General features: G+C 72.5%; 19 protein-coding genes. 6 read left to right on the forward strand and 13 right to left on the reverse strand.

Annotation, left to right across the window (positions count from 1 at the left end; translation table 11 throughout):
• Positions 1-21 precede the first annotated feature (21 nt).
• From ABZX90_RS22685 to ABZX90_RS22695, 3 genes are all read left to right on the forward strand, one after another.
• Positions 22-858 carry a helix-turn-helix transcriptional regulator gene (locus tag ABZX90_RS22685; protein ID WP_351129287.1) on the forward strand — a complete coding sequence of 279 codons (837 nt, stop codon included), beginning with the start codon at positions 22-24 and terminating at the stop codon, positions 856-858.
• A gap of 171 nt (positions 859-1,029) precedes the next feature.
• Positions 1,030-1,893 (forward strand): helix-turn-helix transcriptional regulator, encoded by an 864-nt coding sequence (locus ABZX90_RS22690; RefSeq protein WP_355207395.1) that lies wholly within the window; start codon positions 1,030-1,032, stop codon positions 1,891-1,893.
• Between the two features lie 78 nt (positions 1,894-1,971).
• Positions 1,972-2,787: an SAM-dependent methyltransferase gene (locus ABZX90_RS22695; RefSeq protein ID WP_355207398.1), complete on the forward strand. Its 816-nt coding sequence runs from the start codon at positions 1,972-1,974 to the stop codon at positions 2,785-2,787.
• A gap of 20 nt (positions 2,788-2,807) precedes the next feature.
• On the opposite strand, the gene dnaK is transcribed toward ABZX90_RS22695, so the two are convergent.
• From dnaK to ABZX90_RS22725, 6 genes are all read right to left on the reverse strand, one after another.
• Entirely contained in the window at positions 2,808-4,694 is a 1,887-nt protein-coding gene (dnaK, locus tag ABZX90_RS22700) for a molecular chaperone DnaK (RefSeq protein ID WP_355207401.1), read from the reverse strand.
• Positions 4,695-4,837: 143 nt separating this feature from the next.
• The gene (locus ABZX90_RS22705) at positions 4,838-5,263 is read right to left on the reverse strand and encodes an OsmC family protein (RefSeq protein ID WP_355207404.1); all 426 of its coding nucleotides are present in this window, start codon (positions 5,261-5,263) and stop codon (positions 4,838-4,840) included.
• A 324-nt stretch (positions 5,264-5,587) separates the two neighbouring features.
• Positions 5,588-7,405: a hypothetical protein gene (locus tag ABZX90_RS22710; RefSeq protein WP_355207407.1), complete on the reverse strand. Its 1,818-nt coding sequence runs from the start codon at positions 7,403-7,405 to the stop codon at positions 5,588-5,590.
• Positions 7,406-7,496: 91 nt separating this feature from the next.
• On the reverse strand, positions 7,497-8,558 hold the full coding sequence (locus tag ABZX90_RS22715) for a MoxR family ATPase (protein WP_355207410.1): 1,062 nt from the start codon (positions 8,556-8,558) through the stop codon (positions 7,497-7,499).
• A gap of 143 nt (positions 8,559-8,701) precedes the next feature.
• On the reverse strand, positions 8,702-10,786 hold the full coding sequence (locus ABZX90_RS22720) for a phage holin family protein (protein ID WP_355207413.1): 2,085 nt from the start codon (positions 10,784-10,786) through the stop codon (positions 8,702-8,704).
• Between the two features lie 176 nt (positions 10,787-10,962).
• Positions 10,963-11,442, reverse strand: coding sequence for a hypothetical protein (locus tag ABZX90_RS22725; RefSeq protein ID WP_355207416.1), 480 nt, complete (start codon positions 11,440-11,442; stop codon positions 10,963-10,965).
• Positions 11,443-11,527: 85 nt separating this feature from the next.
• Here ABZX90_RS22725 and ABZX90_RS22730 point away from each other — a divergent pair, with 85 nt between their 5' ends.
• Together ABZX90_RS22730 and ABZX90_RS22735 are read left to right on the forward strand one after the other, a co-directional pair.
• The gene (locus ABZX90_RS22730; RefSeq protein ID WP_351129268.1) at positions 11,528-12,301 is read left to right on the forward strand and encodes an MBL fold metallo-hydrolase; all 774 of its coding nucleotides are present in this window, start codon (positions 11,528-11,530) and stop codon (positions 12,299-12,301) included.
• The gene (locus ABZX90_RS22735) at positions 12,301-12,993 is read left to right on the forward strand and encodes a VTT domain-containing protein (protein ID WP_351129265.1); all 693 of its coding nucleotides are present in this window, start codon (positions 12,301-12,303) and stop codon (positions 12,991-12,993) included. Before ABZX90_RS22730 ends, ABZX90_RS22735 begins: the two co-directional genes overlap by 1 nt.
• A 99-nt stretch (positions 12,994-13,092) precedes the next feature.
• Here the strand turns inward: ABZX90_RS22735 and ABZX90_RS22740 are convergent, their stop codons facing one another.
• The 4 genes from ABZX90_RS22740 to ABZX90_RS22755 all read right to left on the reverse strand — a co-directional run bounded on the left by ABZX90_RS22740 (position 13,093) and on the right by ABZX90_RS22755 (position 17,761).
• Positions 13,093-14,163, reverse strand: a complete 1,071-nt coding sequence (locus tag ABZX90_RS22740; RefSeq protein ID WP_351129262.1) for an MBL fold metallo-hydrolase — start codon at positions 14,161-14,163, stop codon at positions 13,093-13,095.
• On the reverse strand, positions 14,160-15,407 hold the full coding sequence (locus tag ABZX90_RS22745) for an aminotransferase class I/II-fold pyridoxal phosphate-dependent enzyme (RefSeq protein WP_351129260.1): 1,248 nt from the start codon (positions 15,405-15,407) through the stop codon (positions 14,160-14,162). Before ABZX90_RS22745 ends, ABZX90_RS22740 begins: the two co-directional genes overlap by 4 nt.
• Before the next feature lie 227 nt (positions 15,408-15,634).
• Positions 15,635-16,627, reverse strand: a complete 993-nt coding sequence (locus ABZX90_RS22750; protein ID WP_355207421.1) for a hypothetical protein — start codon at positions 16,625-16,627, stop codon at positions 15,635-15,637.
• A gap of 417 nt (positions 16,628-17,044) precedes the next feature.
• Positions 17,045-17,761, reverse strand: a complete 717-nt coding sequence (locus ABZX90_RS22755) for an ANTAR domain-containing protein (protein ID WP_355207424.1) — start codon at positions 17,759-17,761, stop codon at positions 17,045-17,047.
• 172 nt (positions 17,762-17,933) lie between these two features.
• Here ABZX90_RS22755 and ABZX90_RS22760 point away from each other — a divergent pair, with 172 nt between their 5' ends.
• Positions 17,934-19,127, forward strand: a complete 1,194-nt coding sequence (locus ABZX90_RS22760) for a PAS domain-containing protein (protein ID WP_355207427.1) — start codon at positions 17,934-17,936, stop codon at positions 19,125-19,127.
• A gap of 62 nt (positions 19,128-19,189) precedes the next feature.
• On the opposite strand, the gene ABZX90_RS22765 is transcribed toward ABZX90_RS22760, so the two are convergent.
• From ABZX90_RS22765 to ABZX90_RS22775, 3 genes are all read right to left on the reverse strand, one after another.
• On the reverse strand, positions 19,190-19,984 hold the full coding sequence (locus ABZX90_RS22765; RefSeq protein WP_351129251.1) for an RNA polymerase sigma factor SigF: 795 nt from the start codon (positions 19,982-19,984) through the stop codon (positions 19,190-19,192).
• Positions 19,985-20,480: 496 nt separating this feature from the next.
• The gene (locus ABZX90_RS22770) at positions 20,481-21,059 is read right to left on the reverse strand and encodes a TIGR03086 family metal-binding protein (RefSeq protein WP_351129249.1); all 579 of its coding nucleotides are present in this window, start codon (positions 21,057-21,059) and stop codon (positions 20,481-20,483) included.
• Entirely contained in the window at positions 21,056-21,298 is a 243-nt protein-coding gene (locus tag ABZX90_RS22775) for a DUF6158 family protein (RefSeq protein WP_355207431.1), read from the reverse strand. Before ABZX90_RS22775 ends, ABZX90_RS22770 begins: the two co-directional genes overlap by 4 nt.
• Positions 21,299-21,553 lie beyond the last annotated feature (255 nt).

Raw genomic sequence — 21,553 nt, forward strand, 5'->3', positions numbered from 1 at the left:
CTCCTCGACTACGGTCCTCGCATGAGCATTGTCCCGTCCGGTTCCGCCGCCCTCTCAAGCGCCTCTGCCGAGAAGGGTGTCGGGCCGCTGCTGCGCGGCTGGCGGGAGCAGCGGCGGGTGAGTCAGCTGGAACTGGCGCTGCGGGCGGGCTCCTCGGCCCGTCACATCAGTTTTGTCGAGACGGGCCGCTCCCGCCCCAGCGAGGAGATGGTGCTGCGGCTCGCCGAGCACCTCGACGTGCCGGTGCGGGAGCGCAACGCGCTGCTTCTCGCGGCAGGTTACGCCCCGCACTATCCGGAGACCCGGCTCGACGATCCCTCGATGGACGCGCTGCGCGACGGCGTGGAGAGGCTGATCCAGGGCTACGAGCCCTATCCGGCGCTGGTGGTCGACGCGACGTACGACGTCCTCGCCGCGAACCGTGGCATCGCGATGCTGCTGGACGGCGTCCCGGACCGTCTCCTCCGGCCGCCGCTGAACGCGATGCGGCTGACACTCCACCCGGAGGGCCTGGCGCCGCGCATCCGCAATCTGCGCGCGTGGCGGGATCATCTGCTCGCCCAGATGGACCGGCAGATCGCGCTGCGCCGTTCGCAGCCGCTGCGCGCTCTGTACGAGGAGGTGGCGGCGTATCCGGTCCCGGAGCGGGACGCGGCCGAGGACGACGAGTCTCTCGGCACCGCCGCCCCCTTCGCGCTCCCGATGCGGATCGAGCACGAAGGCCGTGTGCTGTCGTTCATCTCGTCCATCGCGACGTTCAACACGCCGATGGATGTGACGGTCGCCGAGCTGGCCATCGAGACGTTCCTCCCGGCGGACCCCGCGACGGTCAAGTTCCTTCATTCACTGTCGTCGTGATGCTCGGTCATTTCCACGCGCGCAGGTGGTCCCGGGCCCGGGTTCGGGGACCTCGTCAGGCTCGTTTTGCCTCAAATCGCCCTGGGTGTAGATGTGTTGAGGCCAACCTCTGATGGTTCTCCACGAACATGGCACACTGCACGCATACTTCGGCGCGTGGGGAGGCGTGGCGTGAGTGAGCGGCGACCGGCGCCCACGGTGGGGCAGGTGGTTCTCGGGCGGCGGCTGCAGGAGCTGCGCGAGGCCGCGGGCCTGAAACGGGAAGAGGCGGCCCGTGTGCTGCGCGTCGCCCCGGCGACCGTGCGGCGGATGGAGATGGCCGAGGTCGCCCTCAAGATCCCCTACGTGCAGGTGCTGTTGACTACGTACGGTGTGGCCGACGACGAGGCGGACGTCTTCGTGGCACTGGCCGAGGAGGCGAACCAGCCGGGCTGGTGGCAGCGTTACTACGATGTGCTGCCGGACTGGTTCAGCATGCACGTCAGCCTGGAGGGCGCCGCCCAGCTGATCCGCTCGTACGAACCGCACTTCGTGCCCGGTCTGCTGCAGACCGAGGAGTACGCGCGGGCCGTGCTGGAGGCCGGGACGGTCGGGCATACGGGCCCCGAGGCCATCGAGCGGCATGTGGCGCTGCGGATGAAGCGGCAGGCGCTGCTCACGCGGGCGAACCCTCCCCACCTCTGGGTGATCATGGACGAGACGGCGTTGCTGCGTCCGGTGAGCCCCCGGGGTGAGGTCATGCGCGACCAGATGGACCGGCTCCTCGAATGGGTCGAGCTCGATCACGTCACGCTCCAGGTCGCGGAGTTCGCGAACGGCCCGCACCCGGGGACGTACACGTCCTTCGCGCTGTTCCGGTTCGCCGAGCCGGAGCTGCCGGACATCGTCTACAGCGAGTACGTGACCGGCGCGCTCTACCTCGACGCGCGCGAGGAGGTGGCCCTGCACCTGGAGGTGCTGGACCACATGTCGGCCCACGCCGCCTCCGCCCAGCGCACCAAGGAGATCCTCCGGGAGTTCCGCGGGAACTACTGAGCACGCCGGCCGGGCCGGACATCCACGCGAAGACGATCGCAGCACCGGACACCCCGAAGACGACCGAGGAGCAGACGTATGACCGGACCCGACGCCGCGCCCACCAGGATCGACACCAGCCGGCCCCATCCGGCCCGTGTCTACGACTGGTGGCTGGGCGGCAAGGACAACTACCCGGTGGACGAGGACCTGGCCCGCAAGATCCTCGCCGCGGACTCGACCGTCGTGCGCGGGGCGCGGGCCAACCGCCGCTTCATGCACCGCGCGACGCGGGCCGCCGCGCAGGCCGGTGTCCGTCAGTTCCTGGACATCGGTACGGGCATCCCCACCCAGCCCAATCTGCACCAGGTGGCCCAGCAGGTCGCCCCGGACGCCAGGATCGTGTACGCGGACAACGATCCGATCGTGCTGCGCCACGCGGAGGCGCTGCTGCACGGCTCCCCCGAGGGCAGCACCGACTACGTACACGCCGATGTCCGCGACCCCGAGACCATCCTGCGGCTGGCGGGCGAGTGCCTGGACCTCAAGCAGCCCGTCGCGCTGTCACTGGTCGCGCTCACCCACTACCTGGACGCCGACACCGACGGCGACGACGTCTATGGCCTTCTCGAGCGGTACGTCGACGCTCTCGTCCCCGGCAGCCACCTCGTCCTGTCGCAGGTCACCGCCGACATCAGCCCCGAGGGTGTCGCTAAGGCCGCCGAGTTGTTCCGGCGCAGCGGCACCCCCTTCTTCCCGCGCGCCCGGGACGAGTTCTCCCGGTTCTTCGACGGCCTGGAGCTCCTCGACCCCGGGGTCGTGCCGGTCTTCGACTGGCGGCCGGACAGGGAGGACGTGGTCGCCGCCAAGGAAGGCGTCGCCCCCGTGTACGCCGGGGTCGGGCGCAAGCGCTGAGCAGGTCGCACCGCTCGTGATCAGTCCGTCCAGGCGGCGCCGTCCTTCGGGTTGCGGTCGCGGTCCTCGTCCACGATCTCCGCGTCCACCACGCCCTCGTCCTCGCCGGGGACGTGCTCGGTGGGCCGCTGGTCATCGGGGGCCGTCTCCTGCTGGGCCCGGGCGTACATGGCCTGGCCCATCTGCTGGCTGACGGTGGCCAGTTTCTCGATGGCGCCCCGGAGGGCCGCGGTGTCGGTGGAGGAGTCCTCCAGGAGCTGTTTCAGTTCGGCGGCCGCCGAACCGACCTCGGTCTTCGTGTCGGCGGGGATGCGCTCATCGTTGTCGCGGACGAACTTCTCCGTCTGGTAGACGAGTTGCTCGCCCTGGTTGCGGGTCTCCGCGGCCTCCCGGCGGCGCCGGTCCTCCTCGGCGTACTGCTCGGCCTCGCGCATCATGCGGTCGATGTCGTTCTTGGGCAGCGCCGAGCCGCCGGTGACGGTCATCTTCTGCTCGCGCCCGGTGGCCAGGTCCTTCGCCGAGACGTGCATGATCCCGTTGGCGTCGATGTCGAAGGCGACCTCGATCTGCGGGACCCCGCGCGGCGCGGGCGGCAGACCGGTGAGGTCGAAGACGCCGAGCTTCTTGTTGTACGCGGCGATCTCGCGTTCGCCCTGGTAGACCTGGATGCCGACCGAGGGCTGGTTGTCGGCGGCCGTCGTGAAGATCTCCGAACGCCGGGTCGGGATCGTGGTGTTGCGCTCGATGAGCGTGGTCATGATGCCGCCCTTGGTCTCGATGCCGAGGGACAGCGGGGTGACGTCGAGGAGCAGCACGTCCTTCACATCACCCCTGATCACGCCGGCCTGGAGTCCGGCGCCGACGGCCACGACCTCGTCCGGGTTGACGCCCTTGTGCGGGTCCTTGCCGGTGAGTTCCTTCACCAGGTCGGTGACGGCGGGCATCCGGGTGGACCCGCCGACCAGGATGACGTGGTCGACGGCGGACAGCTTCACACCCGCGTCCTTGACCGCCTGGTGGAAGGGGGTCCGGCAGCGGTCGAGCAAGTCGGCCGTGAGTTCTTGGAACTGAGACCGTGTCAGTTTCTCGTCGAGGTGGATCGGGCCGTCGGCGGTGGCGGTGATGTAGGGCAGGTTGACGTTGGTCTCGGTGGACGAGGACAGCTCGATCTTGGCCTTCTCGGCGCCCTCGCGCAGCCGTTGCAGCGCCATCTTGTCGTGGCCGAGGTCGATGCCGTGCGAGGCCTTGAAGCGCTGCGCGAGGTGCTCGACGATCCGCTGGTCCCAGTCGTCGCCGCCGAGCCGGGTGTCACCGTTGGTCGCCTTGACCTCGATGACGCCGTCGCCGATCTCCAGGAGCGAGACGTCGAAGGTGCCGCCGCCCAGGTCGAAGACGAGGACAGTCTGCTCCTCGCCGCGGTCGAGCCCGTACGCGAGGGCGGCGGCCGTCGGCTCGTTGATGATCCGCAGGACCTTCAGGCCCGCGATCTCGCCCGCCTCCTTGGTGGCCTGGCGCTGCGCGTCGTCGAAGTAGGCGGGCACGGTGATCACGGCGTCCGTGACGTCCTCGCCGAGATAGGCCTCGGCGTCCCGCTTCAGTTTCTGCAGCACCCGCGCGGACAGTTCCTGCGCGCGGTAGCGGGTGCCGTCGATGCTGCCCGTCTCCGGAAAGCGCCAGGTCACATCGCCCATGTACCGTTTCGCGGACCGCGCGGTGCGCTCCACGTTCGTCACGGCCTGCCGTTTGGCGACCTCGCCGACCAGCACCTCGCCGTTCTTGGCGAAGGCCACCACCGAGGGCGTGGTGCGCGCTCCCTCGGCATTGGCGACGACCGTCGCCTCACCGCCCTCCAGGACGGCCACCACCGAGTTCGTCGTACCGAGATCGATTCCGACCGCACGTGCCATGTCCGTCCCCTTCCGCCAGGGCTCTGCCCGCCCCCCAGCAGAAAACCTGCGTTCCCGCTTGTCAATGGCGCGGGTGGCGGGGTGGGGGCGGACACGCCGATGCCGCGCCCCCCTCGGGGAGGCGCGGCATCGGCGTACGAGCGTCAGGCGAGCTTCGCCGACAGGGTGATCGTCGTGCCGGTCAGGGCCTGGCTGACCGGGCAGTTCTTCTTGGCGTCCTCGGCCGCCGCGACGAAGCCGTCGTTGTCGAGGCCCAGCACCGTGCCCTCGACCGTCAAGTGGATGCCGGTGATGCCTTCGCCGGGCTGGAAGGTGACGTCGGCGTTGGTGAGGAGCTTGGTGGGCGGGGTGCCGGCACCCGCGAGGGCGTGCGACAGCGCCATGGAGAAGCAGCTGGAGTGGGCGGCCGCGATCAGTTCCTCGGGGCTGGTCTTGCCGTTCGCGTCCTGGGCTCGCGACGCCCACGTCACCGGCTGCTGGCCGATGCCGGAGGAGTCGAAGGTGACGACGCCGTTGCCCTCGAGCAGGTTGCCTTCCCACACGGTGTGTGCGGTGCGCGTGGTTGCCACGGTGATTCCTTTCGGGAGTGGTCCCGTTGCCGGGGTCCGTGTGTCCCATCCGATCACACCTGGGCCCGGTGCACCCCGCGGATCGGGTGGCGACCTGCCGGGCCGTGTCCAGGATGCACCCGACGAGGCCCGGGAAAGCGCCCGCTGACGCACCGTCGGCGGCCGGGGCGGCTGCCTCCGGCTCCCGGAGAGGAACCTCGACGGTCCGGCCGTGCGCCACCGTGTGGACACCGGGCCGAGCCGCCACCGCCTCGCGGATCCGCCGCACGCGTCCAGCTGTCCGACCGTGGTGTCCGCCGGCATCGCCCGCGCCGTCGCGGGGACTCAGGTCACCCGGAAGACCGGTCCGCGTGCGGTGAACGGGAGCCGTGCGCCCTGCGGGATCAGATAGGCGTGTTCGCGTCGCACCCGCAGCACGTCGCAGTATCCGTCCGTGATCACCAGGACGGGCGCGCCCGGCGGGAAGTCGTCGGCGCGGTGCAGCAGGTCGATGCCCGGCTGCAGCACGGTGCCGCCGCGCCCGCGCACCCGCACACGTCCGGCGATCTCCGTGACCGGCAGATAGCCCGCATCGTGCGGTGCGGCGTCGCAGAACACGACGCGGGCGGCCGGTACGTCGCGGGCCCCGGCGTACGAGGCGATGGCGCCCAGCGCTTTGCCGAGCAGGGTGCGGTCCATGGAGCCGGAGGTGTCGAGCACGACGCCGAAGGTGCAGCGGGCGATCTCCTCGGGAGGGAACCAGCGGCCCGCGCGCGGGATGTCGGGGGTGGCAGCCTGCCGTCGGGAGGGACGCGCGTACGACCGCAGGGGCTCGGGGCGGGGTACGAACTCGTCGAACCAGCGGGCGAGTCGGGCGTCCCAGGGCAACGGCGGGTGGCTGAGCGCGCGGATCTCCTCGACCAGGCCGCCGGGCAGGAAGCCGCGCTCCTGCTGCTGGTGCAGATCGAGGCCGCGGGCCAGGCCTCGGCGGTAGAACTCGTCGAGGTCGACACAGTCGCGAGGCGAGCCGAGCGGCCCGCCCAGGATGTCGCCCGCACCCTTGCCGCGCAGCGTGGCAAGGCGGCGCATCCGGCGCAGATCGCCGGCGATCCGGTCGTACACCTCCTCGGCCGACAGGTCCTTCAGTTCCGGGTCGTACAACAGCCCGTCGGGCATCGTGCCGATCTGCATCTCGCACAGCCAGCCGTTGATCACATAGTCGGCGGCGATGTTGAAGAGGTACGGGTCACGGGTGCCGCAGCGGTCGCCGTGGCGCAGAGCGGCGTGCAGCATCTCGTGGGCGAGGACGAACCGCCATTCCTCGTCGCTGAATGCGCGCAGCGGGTTGATGTAGATCTCGGCCGCCTCCGTGTCGACGGCGGCGACGGAAATGTCGTAGGCGCGGGCGATTTCGGCGTCGGCGACGAGGGTGATGCCCGCCGCGACGCCGCCGAGCAGCGGGTAGGAGGAGACGAACCAGCTCAGCGCCCGCTCCCAGGGCTGGAGCCGGACCGGCCCTCCGCGCATGGACGCGCGCCGACCGCCCGCCACATCCATCGCGGTGGCCATGGTGCGGGTCAGCGCGTGCGCGAAGGCCACCTGCCAGTCCGGCGGAGTGCCGCCGATCCAGGTGTTCCAGGGCACCAGCACCTGGTCCGGGTCGTCGCCCGCCGTACCGCAGTGCTCGTACACCGGCGGGATGCCGTCGCGGCGCCAGCGCGCGGCGAGCCGTTCCTCGTCGCCGTCGGGATAGGAGGCCGGGAGGTCCTCGGGGGTCAGGCCCACCGGGAAACCGAGCAGGAAGCGGTTCACCACCACGCAGCGGGCGGCGAGGTCGAAGCGGTCCGGCTGCTCACGCGCCCCGGCCGCGGCCGGGACATGGCCGAAGCCCAGATGGATGACGGCGTGCGCCACCGCCCAGGCCCAGGCGGCGGGTTCGGCGCGGCGGGTGTGGTCGACGTGCACGGTCCCGTCGGAGTCGACGGCCACCAGGCCGCTCCGGGGAGCTCTGGTGCATGTCTCCTGCCGGCAGGTGCTGAAGCCGATGGCGGCCAACGCACGGTTGGCCCGCACGAGCCGCATCCCCTCGGCGAACGCCTCGGCGGCGGGATCGGGCTGAGCCTTGGCGCCTGCCTTTGCATCGGCCTTGCGGGCTCGGCTCATCGCGCGGCCTCCGCCGCCCCGGCCGACCCGCCGGCCCCGACCGCGCCGGCCACTCCAACGAACGTACGCGGGTGCGGAGTTGTACGGGAGCTCACTGGCGCGCCTCCACCAGGCGCGGCATGTCCCGGGCCGCCTCCACCAGGAACCACGCGGGCAGGACGGGATTGCCGTCGGCGTCGGACGCGATGACGCTCTGGGCGACCTCGACGGAGATCTCGGCGAGCTGCACGAGCAGGGACTTGGCGCGGTACGCGGTCCGGCGGGCGTTCGCCGAGAGGTGTTCCCGGCCGGCGGGCAGCTCCTTGACGAGCCGGCCCCGGAAGGACTCCGCGAGGTAGTACAGGAGGTCGCGGTCCTCCATGCGGGAGGGCCAGCGGGCGTCACCCTTCAGGATGGCCTCGATGCCGAACCGGCTGCGCACGATCTTGACGTAACCGCAGAAGGCGACCGCGTGCGCGGGCGTCAGGGTACCGTGGGCGATCACCTTCAGGGTCTCCTCGTCGACCTCGGGGCCGAAGGAGCCGAGCGCGTCGGAGAGCATGTGCCAGGAGCGCGGCGTGGAGAACGGCTCCTCCGTCTTCGGCGGCTTGGACCACAGATGGTCGGGCCGGTCGGTGAGGTGGTCCAGCACCCAGGGGTGGATGTCGTTCGCGGCCGCCCAGGTCAGCCAGTCCTTGGGGGAGGCCTCAAGGTGGACGTGCGTGAGGCGGTTGACCAGGGCCGAAGCGATCGGGCGGGCCAGCGCGTTGTCCGTGGCGCGGTTGCCCGCGCCGATCACGATGGAGCCCTTCGGCAGCTCGTAGTCGCCGATACGGCGGTCCAGGATCAGCGAGTAGAAGGCCTTCTGCACGTCGGGGGTGGCCGCGTTCAGCTCGTCCAGGAACAGGCAGTACGGCTCGTCGCGGGCGATCGCCTCCGGCGGGCAGAAGACCGAGCGTCCGTCGCGGATCTGCGGCACGCCGATCAGGTCCTCCGGCGCCAGCTGCGTGCCCAGCAGGCTCACGCACTCCAACCCGAGCGACTCGGCGAACTCCCTGACCAGGGAGGACTTCCCGATGCCGGGGGCGCCCCAGAGAAAGACCGGCCGCACCGTGGCGAGACCGAGCAGCAGTTCCGGGATGCGGGCGGGAGTGACGGTGACGGCTGCCTGCACAGGCGAGCTCCTTGGGGATGTTCGAGAGGGGCGCGCAGAGGCGGCGTCCGATGCGAACAGTGTGGGCGCGGAGGTCCGTTCACCGCCTCCGATTTTCCGGCGCGCACGGCTTCGTCGTCCGGTGCCCCGAGCGCATCCCCGGCTCAGGCGGCCCGCTCGTCCGGGCGGGCCGGCAGTGGTACTTGGGGGCCGTCGCATTCGCGCAGCCAGCGCCGCAGCACGTCGTGCACCCGCTCCGCGCCGACGAGTTCGGTGTCCGCGCCGACCGGTGTGGACAGGGCCATCGGGGAGAGCAGGAACGGACGGCCCTGGGCACCGCCGAGCCCGCCGTGCGAGCCGATCTGCTCCTCGAAGGCGAGGACTTCGCCCTCGGCGGGGTCGTACCAGGAGTTGACCATGATGTCGGCGGCGTGCGGAAAGGAGTGCGTCCGCCGCACGGCGTCGGCGGCTCCGGGGCCGAAGTCGGCCAGGGGACCCGGGTGTTCGTCGTCGAGACGGTCCACCGGCACCTCGGCGCCGTGCACACCGAGGACGAGGCCGCCGTGCTCCTCGCTGCGGACCAGGAGGAACCCGACGCCGGGGTGGTTGGCGAGCGTGGACAGCAGCGCGGGGTGGCGGCGGTCGATCTCCTCCCGGCTCATCCGGTGCGGCACGTCGGGGAAGGAGACGAGACCGAGGTTGCCGGAGGCCAGGACGATCGGCTCGGAGCGGCGCCCCGTCGGCCGACGCCGCTCCTCACGCTCCTCACGCTCCTCGACCGGCCTGCGCAGCGCGGCTCGGACGGCGGTCCGCGCCTCGGCACCGCTGTGGGTCCGCTGCGCCTTGCGGGGCACGGGCAGCCCGCAGCCGGCCCGGACCAGATTGCCGAGGCTGAGGCCGTAGCGGGTCAGGAAGGTCTCGCCCGGGCTCTGGCCGTGGTCGGAGAGCACGACGATCCGGTACGGCCGCGGGGCGTGCTCGGCGACCTTCTCGATCAGCGCGAGCGAACGGTCGAGCCGCTCCAGGATCTTCTCGGCGTCCCGGCTCCGCGGCCCGGAGTGGTGCGCCACTTCGTCGTACGCCACCAGGTCCGCGTAGACCGCGTTGCGCCCGGCGAGCATGTCGCCGATCACCGCCGCGACGACGACGTCCCGCTCGACGACGGTCGCGAAGGCGCGGACGAACGGGTACAGCCCGCCGCGACCGACGCGGGGCCGTCGCTGCTTGAGGCGGGCCGAGGCGGACTGGCCCATCTCCCTGAAGACCTCGGCGATGAACGACATCGCCGTACGGACGGCGTTGGCGGGGTCGGAGAAGTACGCGAAGTAGCCCGCCCGCGAGCGGTTGTCCCGGCCCCTCCGCGCGGCCACGGACAGCACGAGTGCGAGTTCGTCGGCGCCGCCGCTGAAGAGGTTGCCGCGGCTCGCGCCGTCAACGGTGAGCAGGCCCCCGTCACCGGTGTGCACGACGGCCCGGCGCTGCAGTTCTGCGGCGCTGGTCGGGCGGTTGCAGACCATGACCTCCTGGGTGTCCTTCTCGTACCACCGGAAGGCCGGGACGTCGTAATTGCTGCCGTGCAGGATGCCGAGCTGGCTGGCGCCGGTCTGGCTGGACCAGTCGGTGCGCCACGCGTGGAGCCGGTGGGTGGGACGGGTCCCGCCCAGCCATCGGGCCGCGGTCGGCATCAGCCCCTTGCCGATCGCCTCCCGCAGCACGTCGTGCCCGACCCCGTCGAGCTGGAGGAACACGGCGGCGGGCGTCGAGGGACCGGGCCGTCCGTCGGCGCGTTTGCGGCGCCGGTCGGCGAGCCGGTAGAGCCGGCGCCGGTACGCGTCGTCGTCCCGTACGGCGAGGGCGGCGCCGGTGGCCGAGGCGACGGCGGACATCACGGCGGCCACGACCACGGCGGTCTCGGGGGCCGCCTCACCGTGCCCGGAGGGGTCGAGCCGCAGGGCGATCAGGAGCAGCGAGCCGTTGAGGAAGAACACGAGCAGGCCGAGCACCAGGGCGGGGACGAGCAGCAGGGCCCGGACGAGCAGGGGCCACACCAGCGACGACAGGAGGCCGAAGACGCCCGCCCCGACCGCCGCGGTGACGGCGATCCGCGTCGCGCTGTCCCCGCTGTCGGACTGCAACCGGAAATCGGGCAGCACACCGGCGAGGACGAGCATCGTGACCGTGGACACGGCCCACACCGTGATACTCCGCCCCGCCGCGCTGGCGACGCGCCGCCAACGTCCTCCGTCCACGCCCAGCCCACCTCACGTCCCGGCCCGCCCGGTCCGCGCGGCCTGCTCCCACCCTGTCACAACGGCCGAAAGCCCCCGGAAGTCCCCGGGGGAGCCCACCGGACGTCCTCGACCGGAAGTCCCCGAGGAGTCCCCCGCGGAGTCCGGTGGAGTCCCGGGACTTCGTGGGAGGGTGGTCAGCGGCCGTCGTATCCGGCCGTGGGCATCGACAGGCGGCGGTGGACCCGGGCCTTCATCTGGGCGTCGTAGGACGGTTCGGCGGTGCCCACCGTCTCGACGCGAACGCCGCGGCGCACACACTCGGCGGTGAACTCCTCGACCGAGGCGAGCGCCCGCTCCAGCACCCGGCGGCTGGGCGCGACGAACAGATCCACGAGGCCGGCCTCGACGTCCGCCCACAGGCTGCGGTGGTCGGGGCGCAGACCGCGTACGAGAAGTTCCCGGGTGACGACATAGCCCTGCTCGGCGGCCCAGCGGGCGCACATCGCGTGCTGGCTGCGGGAGTCGACGAGGAAGGGGTCCGCGTCGAGCTCCTCCAGGGGCGTCAGGCTCGCGATCGCCGTGACGCGAAGCGAAGGGGGCCGCGCCGCGGGGCCGCTCCGCTCGTGCGGGCGATCGAGGGCGTGCGTGCCGGAGGCACCGCGTGCGTCTCCCATGGCGTCCCCCCTCACCTCCGGGTTTCGCCGCCGACCCTACTCCTGCCCGTAGGCTCGGGGGGAGTCGCGCGAAGGAGGCAAAGAGGTGCCGGTGGAGATCACCTGGTGGGGGCACGCCACGTGCACGCTGGAGGACTCCGGGACGCGCGTACTCACGGACCCGCTCTTCGCGCGCCGGCTCGCGCATCTGCGCCGCAGGCGCGGGGAGCCGCCCCCTCCCCCGGCGGCGGCCGCGGACGTCGCACTCGTCTCCCATCTGCACGCCGACCATCTGCATCTGCCGTCGCTGGCACGGCTGGCTCCGGGTACCCGGCTGATCGTTCCGCGCGGCGCCCCGCGTGCGGTGCCGGGGCTGCGCAGGCTGACCCATCTGCGGCTCACCGAGGTGGTGCCCGGCGATCGCACTCAGGTCGGTGACCTGGTCGTACGCACCGTTTCGGCGCGGCACGACGGACGGCGGCTGCCGGTCGGACCGCACCGCTCCCCCGCCGTGGGATACGTGATCGAGGGCGAGGCGCGGACGTACTTCGCCGGGGACACCGGACTGTTCGCGTCGATGGCCGAGGAGGTCGGAGCGGTCGACGTGGCCCTGCTGCCGGTGGGCGGCTGGGGGCCGTATCTCGGGGCGGGGCATCTCGACGCGGGGCGGGCCGCCGAGGCGCTCGCCTCGTTGCTGCCGCGGAGCGCTGTGCCGGTGCACTACGGCACGTTCTGGCCCATCGGGATGGATGCCGTGCGCCCCCATGAATTCCACGCGCCGGGTGAGGAGTTCGTGCGCCTGGCCGCCGAGCGCGCGCCCCAGGTGGCGGTGCACCTGCTGGGGCACGGCGAGAGCGTGCGTCCGGAGGCCGCTCAGTGATGCCCTGGTCCGCCGCGGGATCGGTCGTTCCCCCGCTCCTTCTGTCGGCCAAGGGCACCGCCCCGGCGATATTCCTGTCCGCCACGGCCACGACCGTGCCGCCGGAGTCCACTCAGCAGGCGATCGGGTATCCGTCCTTGTTCCTGCTGGTGCTGATCGGTGCGCTGGTACCGGTCGTGCCGACGGGTGCGCTGGTGAGTTCCGCGGCGGTGGTGGCCTTCCATCAGACGGCGCCCTTCGCGCTGCTGATGGTGTTCCTGGTGTCCTCGGTCGCGGCGTTCCTCGGCGACATGACGCTCTATTGGCTCGGCCGGCGCGGCATGGGCTCGAAGAACGGATCGCGCTGGCTGGAGGCGATCCGGGTACGCGCCCCCGAGGACCGGCTCGCCCGGGCGCAGGAGAAGCTCGGCGACCACGGCATCGCCGTCCTCGTCCTGTCCCGGCTCGTGCCGGCGGGCCGCATTCCGGTGATGCTGGCCTGTCTGATGGCGAAGATGCCGCTGCGCACCTTCGCCCGCGGAGACATCCCGGCATGTCTCGCGTGGGCGGCCACCTACCAGATCATCGGCATCCTCGGAGGCTCGCTCTTCCCTGAGCCGTGGGAGGGCGTGGTGGCGGCTGTGGCGCTGACCCTCGCGATCAGCGCGGCACCGAGTGTGTGGCGCAGGATCCGCAGGACGGCACCGTCGTAGGGACACGGTCGCTTCCCTGGAGAGAACGCGGTCACTTCCTTTGGGGGGACGCGGTCGAGCTCCGCGTGGTGGCGCGGTCGCTCCCATCATGGGACGCGGTCACTCCAGTACGCGGGAACCTCCGACCGCCAGATCCCACAGGTCCTCCCGTGCCAGACCCGCCCGCTCCCAGGCGGCCCGCACCCTCCGCAGGGGTTCCAGGACCGGTTCCGCCGAGAGCACGAACGTGCCCCAGTGCATCGGCGCCATCCGCCGCGCGCGCAGGTCGACGGCCGCCTGCACCGCCTCTTCCGGGTCGCAGTGCACATCCCTCAGCCACCACCGGGGGTCGTACGCGCCGATGGGCAGGAGGGCGAGGTCGATCCCCGGGTGGCGCTGTCCGATACGGGCGAACCAGTGGCCGTATCCGGTGTCGCCCGCGAAGTACACGCGCTGTCCCTCGGGCGCCGTGAGGACCCAGCCGCCCCACAGGGTGCGGCAGGTGTCGGTGAGGGTGCGCTTGGACCAGTGGTGGGCGGGGACGAAGTCGAGGCGGACGCCGTCCAGTTCGGCCGCCTCCCACCAGTCCAGCTCGGTGACCCGGGTGAACCGGCGGCGCCTGAACCAGCGTCCGAGTCCGGCGGGGACGAACACCTGGGTGTCGCGCGGGAGTCGGCGCAGGGTCGGTGCGTCCAGATGGTCGTAGTGGTTGTGGCTGATGACGACCGCGTCGACGCGCGGCAGCCCGCTCCAGGCCACGCCGACCGGGGTGACGCGGGCCGGGGTGCCCATGATCCTGCGGGACCAGACCGGGTCGGTGAGGACGGTGAGCCCGCCGATCCGGATCACCCAACTCGCGTGTCCCGCCCAGGAGACGGCGACCGTCCGGGCGTCCACGCGGGGCAGCGGTCCCGGCTCGAAGGGCAGCAGCGGAATGTCGGCGAGCCCCTCGGCGCCCGGCCGCAGGGCACCCTCCCGGGCGAACCGCGCGAAGGCCCGCAGCCCCGGCAGCGGCGCGGTCAGCCGGTCCACGAAGGACCGGGGCCAGAGACGCCGCTCGCCGAGCGGTCGGGGCTCGGCGAGGGGAGGAGGAAGGACGGTGGGGTGCCCCGCCGCCGGGGCAGGTGGGGGCGCGGGATCGTCGGTGTCCTGGGTCGTGGTGCTCGTGGCCGACTCGGACTGCTGCGTCATCGAGGAGACTCCCATCGCTGAGCGTCGTCGCGGAGATCGTCGAAGACCGACTCCAACCGGGTCAACGCGCTGCGCACATGCGGCAGTTCCAGCGGCGACGAGGAGGCGAGGGACATCTCCCGCTCCTCGTCCGTGGAGCCGAGCAGCGGCCCGGTGCCGAGGCGGACCCGGAGCGCGGCGAGGTCGTCGCCGAAGCGGTGTCCGCCCGGCGCGGGCATACCGAGCCGGGCGGAGAGGAAGTCCTCCAGATCCTGTGCGTCGCCGACGCCGTGCGCGCCGAGGGCGGAGCGGAGCGGGCCGAGGTCGACATACAGGTGTCTGCCGGCCTGCGGTGGGCGCGCGACGGCACCCGCGGCACCCACCACGCGGTGCGCCGCGTCGGCCACGAGCCCGTGCAGGCGTACGGCGGCGGTGAGCCGTTCGGTGATCGCGGCGGGCTCGCCGAGCGCGTACGCGGCCGCCGCGGCGACCGGTTCGGCGACGCGCGCGCCGAGCACGGTGAGCACGTCGAGGACGCGCGAACGCAGCAGCGCGCCCCGGTCGTTGTCGGGGAAGCGGGCGACGGCGGCCGGCCAGCCCTGCGGCAGGAAGGGGCCCGCGAGGTCCGTGATCACGGTGACGTCGTCGGGGAGCATCTCGGCGGGACTGAGCAGCACGGTGTCGTGCGGCCGGTGCACGGTGTCGCGCCAGGTCTCGTCGCTGATGATGTGCAGCCCCTCGGCCGCCGCCGCCTCCACGGTCTCGTGCACCACTTCGGGCGGCGCGACGGTGGCGGTGGGGTCGTCGGCGACGGACAGCACGAGCAGGCGCGGGTCGCCGCCCTCCGCGCGGACTCTGCGGACGGTCTCCAGGAGGGCGTACGGATCGGGGACGCCGCCGCACTCCGCGGGCGTGGCCACGTGGAACACGGATCTGCCCAGCAGGCGGGCCTGCGGCGCCCACCACGCGGCACACGGGCGGGGCGCGAGGACGTCGCCGCCGAGAGCGCCGGTCAGGGCCAGCAGCAGCGCCGGTGCTCCGGGCGCGGCTGCCACCCGGTCGGGTGCGGAGGCCAGTCCGCGTCGGGTCCAGTAGCCGCGGGCGGCGTCGAGGAGCTCGGGGCCGCCGCCGAAGTGCTCGGTGTCCGACCGGTCCGCGGCGGCGGCCAGCACGGAACGGAGTTCCGGCAGCACGGGCAGACCCTGGTCGGGAAGCGGCGGCCCGTACCGGACCGGTCCGTGGCCTTCCGGGGCCGTCCGCCGCATACCTGCCTCCGCACCGTGGGTGCCGCCATGCCCTGTACCGGAGCCCGCCTGAACGTACGGTTCCGGGTGTCGTCGTCCCCTCGTACAGCTCACCTCGCGCGGCTCGCCGGCCCGCGCCGTGGGCCTCTCAGTATCCAGAGGCATGCCGTCCCATGAGTGGTCTCGGCATTCTTCCCGTCACTTCGTCCTCTGCCGTGCCGTCGACCGTCACCGTGCCGCCCGCCCGTCTACGCGCCACGTCGGCGCAGCCGGTGGACGGCCGCGCCGACGGCCCCGGCGATCAGCAGACCGCCGGCGACCAGAGCCGGCACGGAGTCGGTGAAGACGCCGCCCTCACCGGCTTCCACACCGCGCTGGACGGCGGGGGGGCGCTCACCGATGCCGGTACCGGCATCGGCGCCGCTCCCGCTGTCGGCGCCGGTCCCGCTGCCTGTGCCGTGCGTCGCCGTGGCACCCCGGGCCACGGAGTACGAGGCGGTCCACTGTTTCCCCTGGCCGCCCGGCGGCGCGGGGCAGACTCCGTCCACGTTCCACTGCCCAGCGGCGCCCCCGGAGTCCGGGCCCGCCTTGTCCGGGCCGACCGTGCCGGGGCTCACGGCGTCGGGGCTCACCGTGTCGGGGCCCACGGAGTCCGGGCCTACGGTGTCCGATCCCACGTCGTCCGGGCCCACGGTGTCGGGAACGGTGTCCGGGCCCACATCGTCCGGGCCGACGGTGTCCGGCACGGCGTCGGGGGCCATCGGGTCGGGGACCACAGGGTCGCCGGCCACGGGAACAGGGGCCGCGGCGTCGGGCGCGACCGTGTCCGATCCCCCGGGGGCGGGGCTCACCTCTCCCCCGCTCCCGGCGTCGGAATTCTTCGCGTCGGAAGCGCCTTGCGCCGCAGGGTCTCCCACCGCGTCGGGGGCTTCGCCGGAATCACCGGACGGGATACGGGCCGTACCGCGGTAGGCGGCGGCGCCGGGGGCGTTCGGGTCCGCGCCCTCGACACGGTGCAGCTGGACCTTGCCCTCTTCGAAGCCCTGGGAGTTGGCGTCGATGACGTCGGGCGGGGTTCCCCCGATCGCGTCGCAGGTGACCGTGATGGTGATGCTGCCGCCGGGTTCCACGGAGCCCGGACTGACCTCCGCGGCCGGATCCGCGGACGCGGCCGACGCGGCGGCGCCCAGGGCGGCTCCGGCCAGGGCGGTGGCGTACAGGACACGGGCGGTACGGCGCATGAGCGGGGCTCCTTCGGCGGGGCTGCGGTCCGAGAGCCACGGCCGTCGTGTCCCTCGGGCTCATCAGAGCCCGCCGGGCCGCCGGGCGCGAACGGCCGGGCACCATTCGCGGGAAAACAGGGGCCCGAGCGGGTGACATTGCGGCGGGCGGCGGCGTCCTCTCCCCCTCGGCTCTCACCGCTCGCCTCTCACCGCTCGCCTCTCACCGCTCGCCTCTCACCTCTCACCGCTCGCCTCTCGCCTCTCACCGCTCGCCTCTCGCCTCTCACCGCTCGCCTCTCACCGCTCCCGCTCGCTTCTCGCCCCTCGCCGCTCGCCTCTCACCGCTCCCGCTCGCTTCTCGCCGCTCGCCGCTCGCCGCTCGCTTCTCGCCTCTTCCCCTCTCGCCTCTTCCCTTCTCGCCTCGCGCCTCGCGCTTCAGTCGGCCTGCGCCACCAGTTCGTGCTCCAGTCCGTGTCCCCGCTTGTCCACGACGGCCGCGGCGACGTCGGACAGCTTGCGGTTGGTGCCCTGGGAGATCCTGCGCAGGACCGCGAAGGCCCGGTCCGCGTCGCAGCCCAGGATGTGCATCACCATGCCGCACGCCTGGTCGACGACGGGCCGGGAGCGCAGCGCGGCACCCAACTGGTCGAGTTCGGTGAGCGCGGCGCGGTAGGAGCGGTCGCGGACCAGACAGGTCGCGGCCTGGTCGCCGAGCGCGCGGGCGGCTCCGTGCGGGGCACCTTCGAGGGCGCCGGGCCGGAAGCTGTAGAGGCTGAGGGTGACGGTCAGCCCGGAACGACGAAAGGGGATGGTCACACTGGACCGCACCCCCGCGTCGAGGGCCATGGCCCGGTACCCGGGCCAGCGTTTCTCGGCCAGCAGGTCCGCCGAGTCGACGGGTTCACCGCGTTCCAGCGCGGCCGGGATCGGCCCGTCGCCGGAGCGCAGCTGCACCGAGACGAGTCCGGCGAGGTCGGGGTGGGTCACCGCGGCGGGCCGTTCCGTGCCGCTCTGGGACACCAGGCTGCTGGCGCCGCAGCAGTCGGTGACGCAGCGCGCGGCCTGCTCGGCGAGTTCCGAGATCCTCCTCCCGGGGAGGGCGGACTCGGGTGATTCCGTTCCTGTACGGCCGAGTTGATCTGTTTCCGACATGGCTCACTCCTCCTCTCCTGTCGCCTTCCCGTTCAACTGCGCCGAAAACGAACACTCTCCCCAGGCCGGAACGGAGTGCCCTCACCGGAGTGCCCTCACCTGCGCCGAGACAAGTCCTGCGGGTTCCGCCCCCGCCCTCCGCGCCACGCCTCGGCCGGGTTACGTTCATCGCATGGCGCAGACGGACGAATTCGGTGAAGAACTCGCGGATTTCGTGCGCCGCGTCTCGGAGTTGAGGGCGGCGCGTTCCGTGCCCGCCGAGAACCTGGCGACGGTTCTCGACGCGGCGATCTTCGAACTCGACCATATGGCTGAGCAGTTGTGGCCCGCGTACCAGCGGCTGTCCGCGGCCGGCCCCTCCGGGATCGGCTCCGTGGACCGCCAGGAGCAGCAGCTCCTGAAGGCGCTCTTCCAGCGGGTGCCGGTGCCGGTCGTGCTATTGGACCGCGAGACCGTGGTACGCCGGATGAACCTCGCGGCGACCTCGTTCACCGGTGTCCGGGCCGGCTACGCGACCGGCCGGCCGCTCACCGGGTTCCTCGCGCACGCCGACCGTGCGGCGTTCCGTTCGCAGGCGGCGGCGGTGGCCCGCGGCGAGGGCGACCGCGGGCTCACCGTGCATCTCCAGCAGGAGCCCTCGGTGCCCGTGCGGGCGACGCTCACCGCGCTGCGGCCCAGCGGAGAGCCGCGGACCGCCGTACTCGTGGTGCTCCAGCCGGTGGACGAGGGGAACCCGTCGGATTCCCGGGGGTCCTCGGAGCGAGGCGCCCCGGGGTGGACGGTGCCGAGTCTCTCCGCGTCGACCCGGCACGCGGCGCTGATGGACCTGGTGGACGCCATGACCACGGCGCTGCTCGGCGCCCCGGACGGGGACCGTGCGGCGGTGCTGGAGCGGGCGGCCGGGGTGCTGCACGGGCGGTTCGCGGACTGGGTGGTGGCCGACGCCGACGCCGATGCCACCGGGGGGACGGGGGCCGGGGCTGCTGCCGGGGCGGGGGCCGGGCGGCTGTCCCGTACGACCGTACTCGGCCCGCCGGGGTGCGGTGAGGAGGTGGCGGCCGTGGCCGCGCAGGATCCCGCCGCGTGCCCCCTCGTCGCCGAGGCGGTAAGCGGCGGGTCCACCGCCCTTCAGGTGCGCTCCGGGGACCCGGGCGCCTTCGGCCATGACGCCTCGGGCGCTCCGGTCCTCGTCCGCGCCGACGTGACGTCCTTGCTGTGTGTGCCGCTGCCCGGCGCATCCGGTTCCGTACACGGGGTGTTGACGCTGTTCCGGAGCGGAGGCCGGCTCGCCTTCTCGATGGCCGAAGCGCAGGCGATGGACATGATGTCCCGTCACATCGCCCTGCGGTTGGCCCGGTCGGACTGAGCTGCCGGTCGCACGGACGATCACCCGCTCGCGGCGACCGGTCAAGGCGACCGGTCGCCCCCTCAGGCCGCGTCGTGCATGATCTGGTCGCGCAGCCGGGTGCAGCAGCGGCTGATGAGACGCGAGACGTGCATCTGGGAGATGCCCAGCTCGTCGGCGATCCTGCTCTGGGTCATGTCACTGAAGAACCGCATGTAGAGGATGGCGCGTTCCCGCTCGGGCAGGGCCTGGAGCCGGGGCTTGACGGCCTCGCGGTCGATCACGGTGTCGAGGGCCGGATCGGGCGAGCCGAGGGCGTCGCTGAGGGAGTAGCCGTCCTCGCTGCCCGGCAGTTCGGCGTCCAGGGAGAGCGCGGTGAAGCTCTCCAGGGCCTCCAGGCCCGTCAGGACGTCCTCCTCGCTCATGCGGGCGTGCTCGGCGATCTCGGTGACCGTGGGCCGGCGGCCCGGGATGGTCTGCGACAGGTCCTGGCTGGCGAACCGGACCCGATTCCGCAGGTCCTGGACCCGGCGCGGCACGTGCAGGGTCCACATGTGGTCACGGAAGTGGCGCTTGATCTCGCCGGTGATCGTCGGCACCGCGTAGCTCTCGAAGGCGTTGCCGAGCTCGGGGTCGTAGCGGTCGACGGCCTTGACCAGACCGAGCGCCGCGACCTGGCGCAGGTCCTCGTAGTTCTCGCCGCGGCTGCGGAACCGTCCGGCGAGCCGTTCGGCCATCGGCAACCAGGACTCGACGATCTCCTCACGGAGCGTGTCGCGCTGGTGACCCGGGGGGAGCGTGGCGAGCCTGCGGAATGCTTCCGCGGTGTCGGGGGCGTCGTCGTGCGGATGGTGCGTCGCGCTCGCTTGAGTTCGCATGGTGCGTCGCAACTCCCTTGATGGTGCCGTGTGATGGACAGTCATCGTGGGAGCGCAGCCGTGCACGGACGGGTACACCCATGGCGCGGATAGCCGCTCCCACGGACGTGCCTCCTGTCCGAAGCACTGCAATTGCGTCTGCCCCGCGCCATGCGAGACAAACACCTTCCGATTGTCCCCGAAACCTGGCCGCCCGTCTTCCTGGGGCCGGAATCGGGCTCTCCCCGACGGTCTCGCCCCGTCGCCGGAGCGGCGGCCGCGTCTCAGCACGGCGGTCCGTCACGGATGGCGGCGGGTCGTCACGGATGACGACGGCCTGCTCACGGCCGGTGCACGGGCTGTCGCACGCACCGCGCGTCCTGGAACGGCCGTCGCATCGGAACACCGTGGGCTCGTCCAAGGACGGTGGGCTCACGCAGGGACTGTGGGCTCACGCAAGGGCGGTCGGCTCGTCCGAGGACGGTCGGCTCGGGCGATGGCAGTCATGAGCCATGACTCAGGGCCGCCGCCCGACCAGGCACAGCAGTCTCGTCTGGACGTCGGCTCCGGGCGGCGGCTCCTCCGGGGCAGCGAAGAGTCCGCTCCGCTCCAGCTCCGCCGCGTGCGGGGTGACCTCGCGGACCGCGAAGGACAGCAGATCTTCGGGGAGTTGTTCGTCGGCGCCGATGGCACGGGACAGGTCCCAGGTATGGACCGCCAGGTCGGTGACCAGCTGCGCGCAGTAGTCGCCTGCCGGCATGTCCCCGAAGGAGAGATGGACCGTGCGGTCCAGTGCGCCCGGCGCCGTGAACACGGCGAGGGAGGCGTCGGCCGCGGTGTCCCAGGCGGCGACCGGGTCGGGGCCGAGCAGGTCGCCCTCCAAGGTGTCGGCGACCGCGTCGACGGTGGCACCGTCCCGGACCAGTGCGGGCACCCACGCCTGCTCGGTGACGAGGTGGCCGACGAGGTCGCGCACGCTCCAGTCGGTGCAGGGCGTCGGGGCGTCCCACTGGTCGTCGCGGATCGCGTGGACGCGGCGGCCGAAGAGGTCCAGGGCCTCCGCCTGCCGGGTCAGGATCGGATGCGGGTCGGTCATGCCGGCGGCACCCCCGCGGGTCCCCGCTCCCGGGCCCCCTCACGGGTACGGCCCGCCGAAACGGGCCGGCGCGGGTGGCGGCGCAGATACTCGCCCTCCAGCTGGGCCATACGCACGTTGTGGGTGTGCAGCGCTTCGTTCGAACCGTGCAGCAGCGTGTCGTGGCGGGTGCGGTGGATGGCCTCCAGCTCTTTCATCAGCTGCTGGTCGTCCAGCCGGTCCGGGTCGACTCCGGTCATGGTGCTACCCCGCTCGTCGTGGCCGTCGGTGCGGTCCGGGCACCCGACCGGGCGAGCGTTGCCCCGAGCGGCGTCCGGGAGGGAGCCATGGATTGAGCCCTACTCCCTCCACTCTACGAACATCCGGGGTGCCGGGCCTCCCCGGAACGGGCCGACCCGGGCCACTCCGGAACGGGCGCGACTTCCGGCGCTCCACCGGCGCGCCCCGGCGAAGGCCACCGTGCCCGGCGCGCCGCCAGGGCCCGGCCGGGGTCA

The organism is Streptomyces sp. NPDC002935 (assembly GCF_040611295.1).
GTDB lineage: Bacteria > Actinomycetota > Actinomycetes > Streptomycetales > Streptomycetaceae > Streptomyces.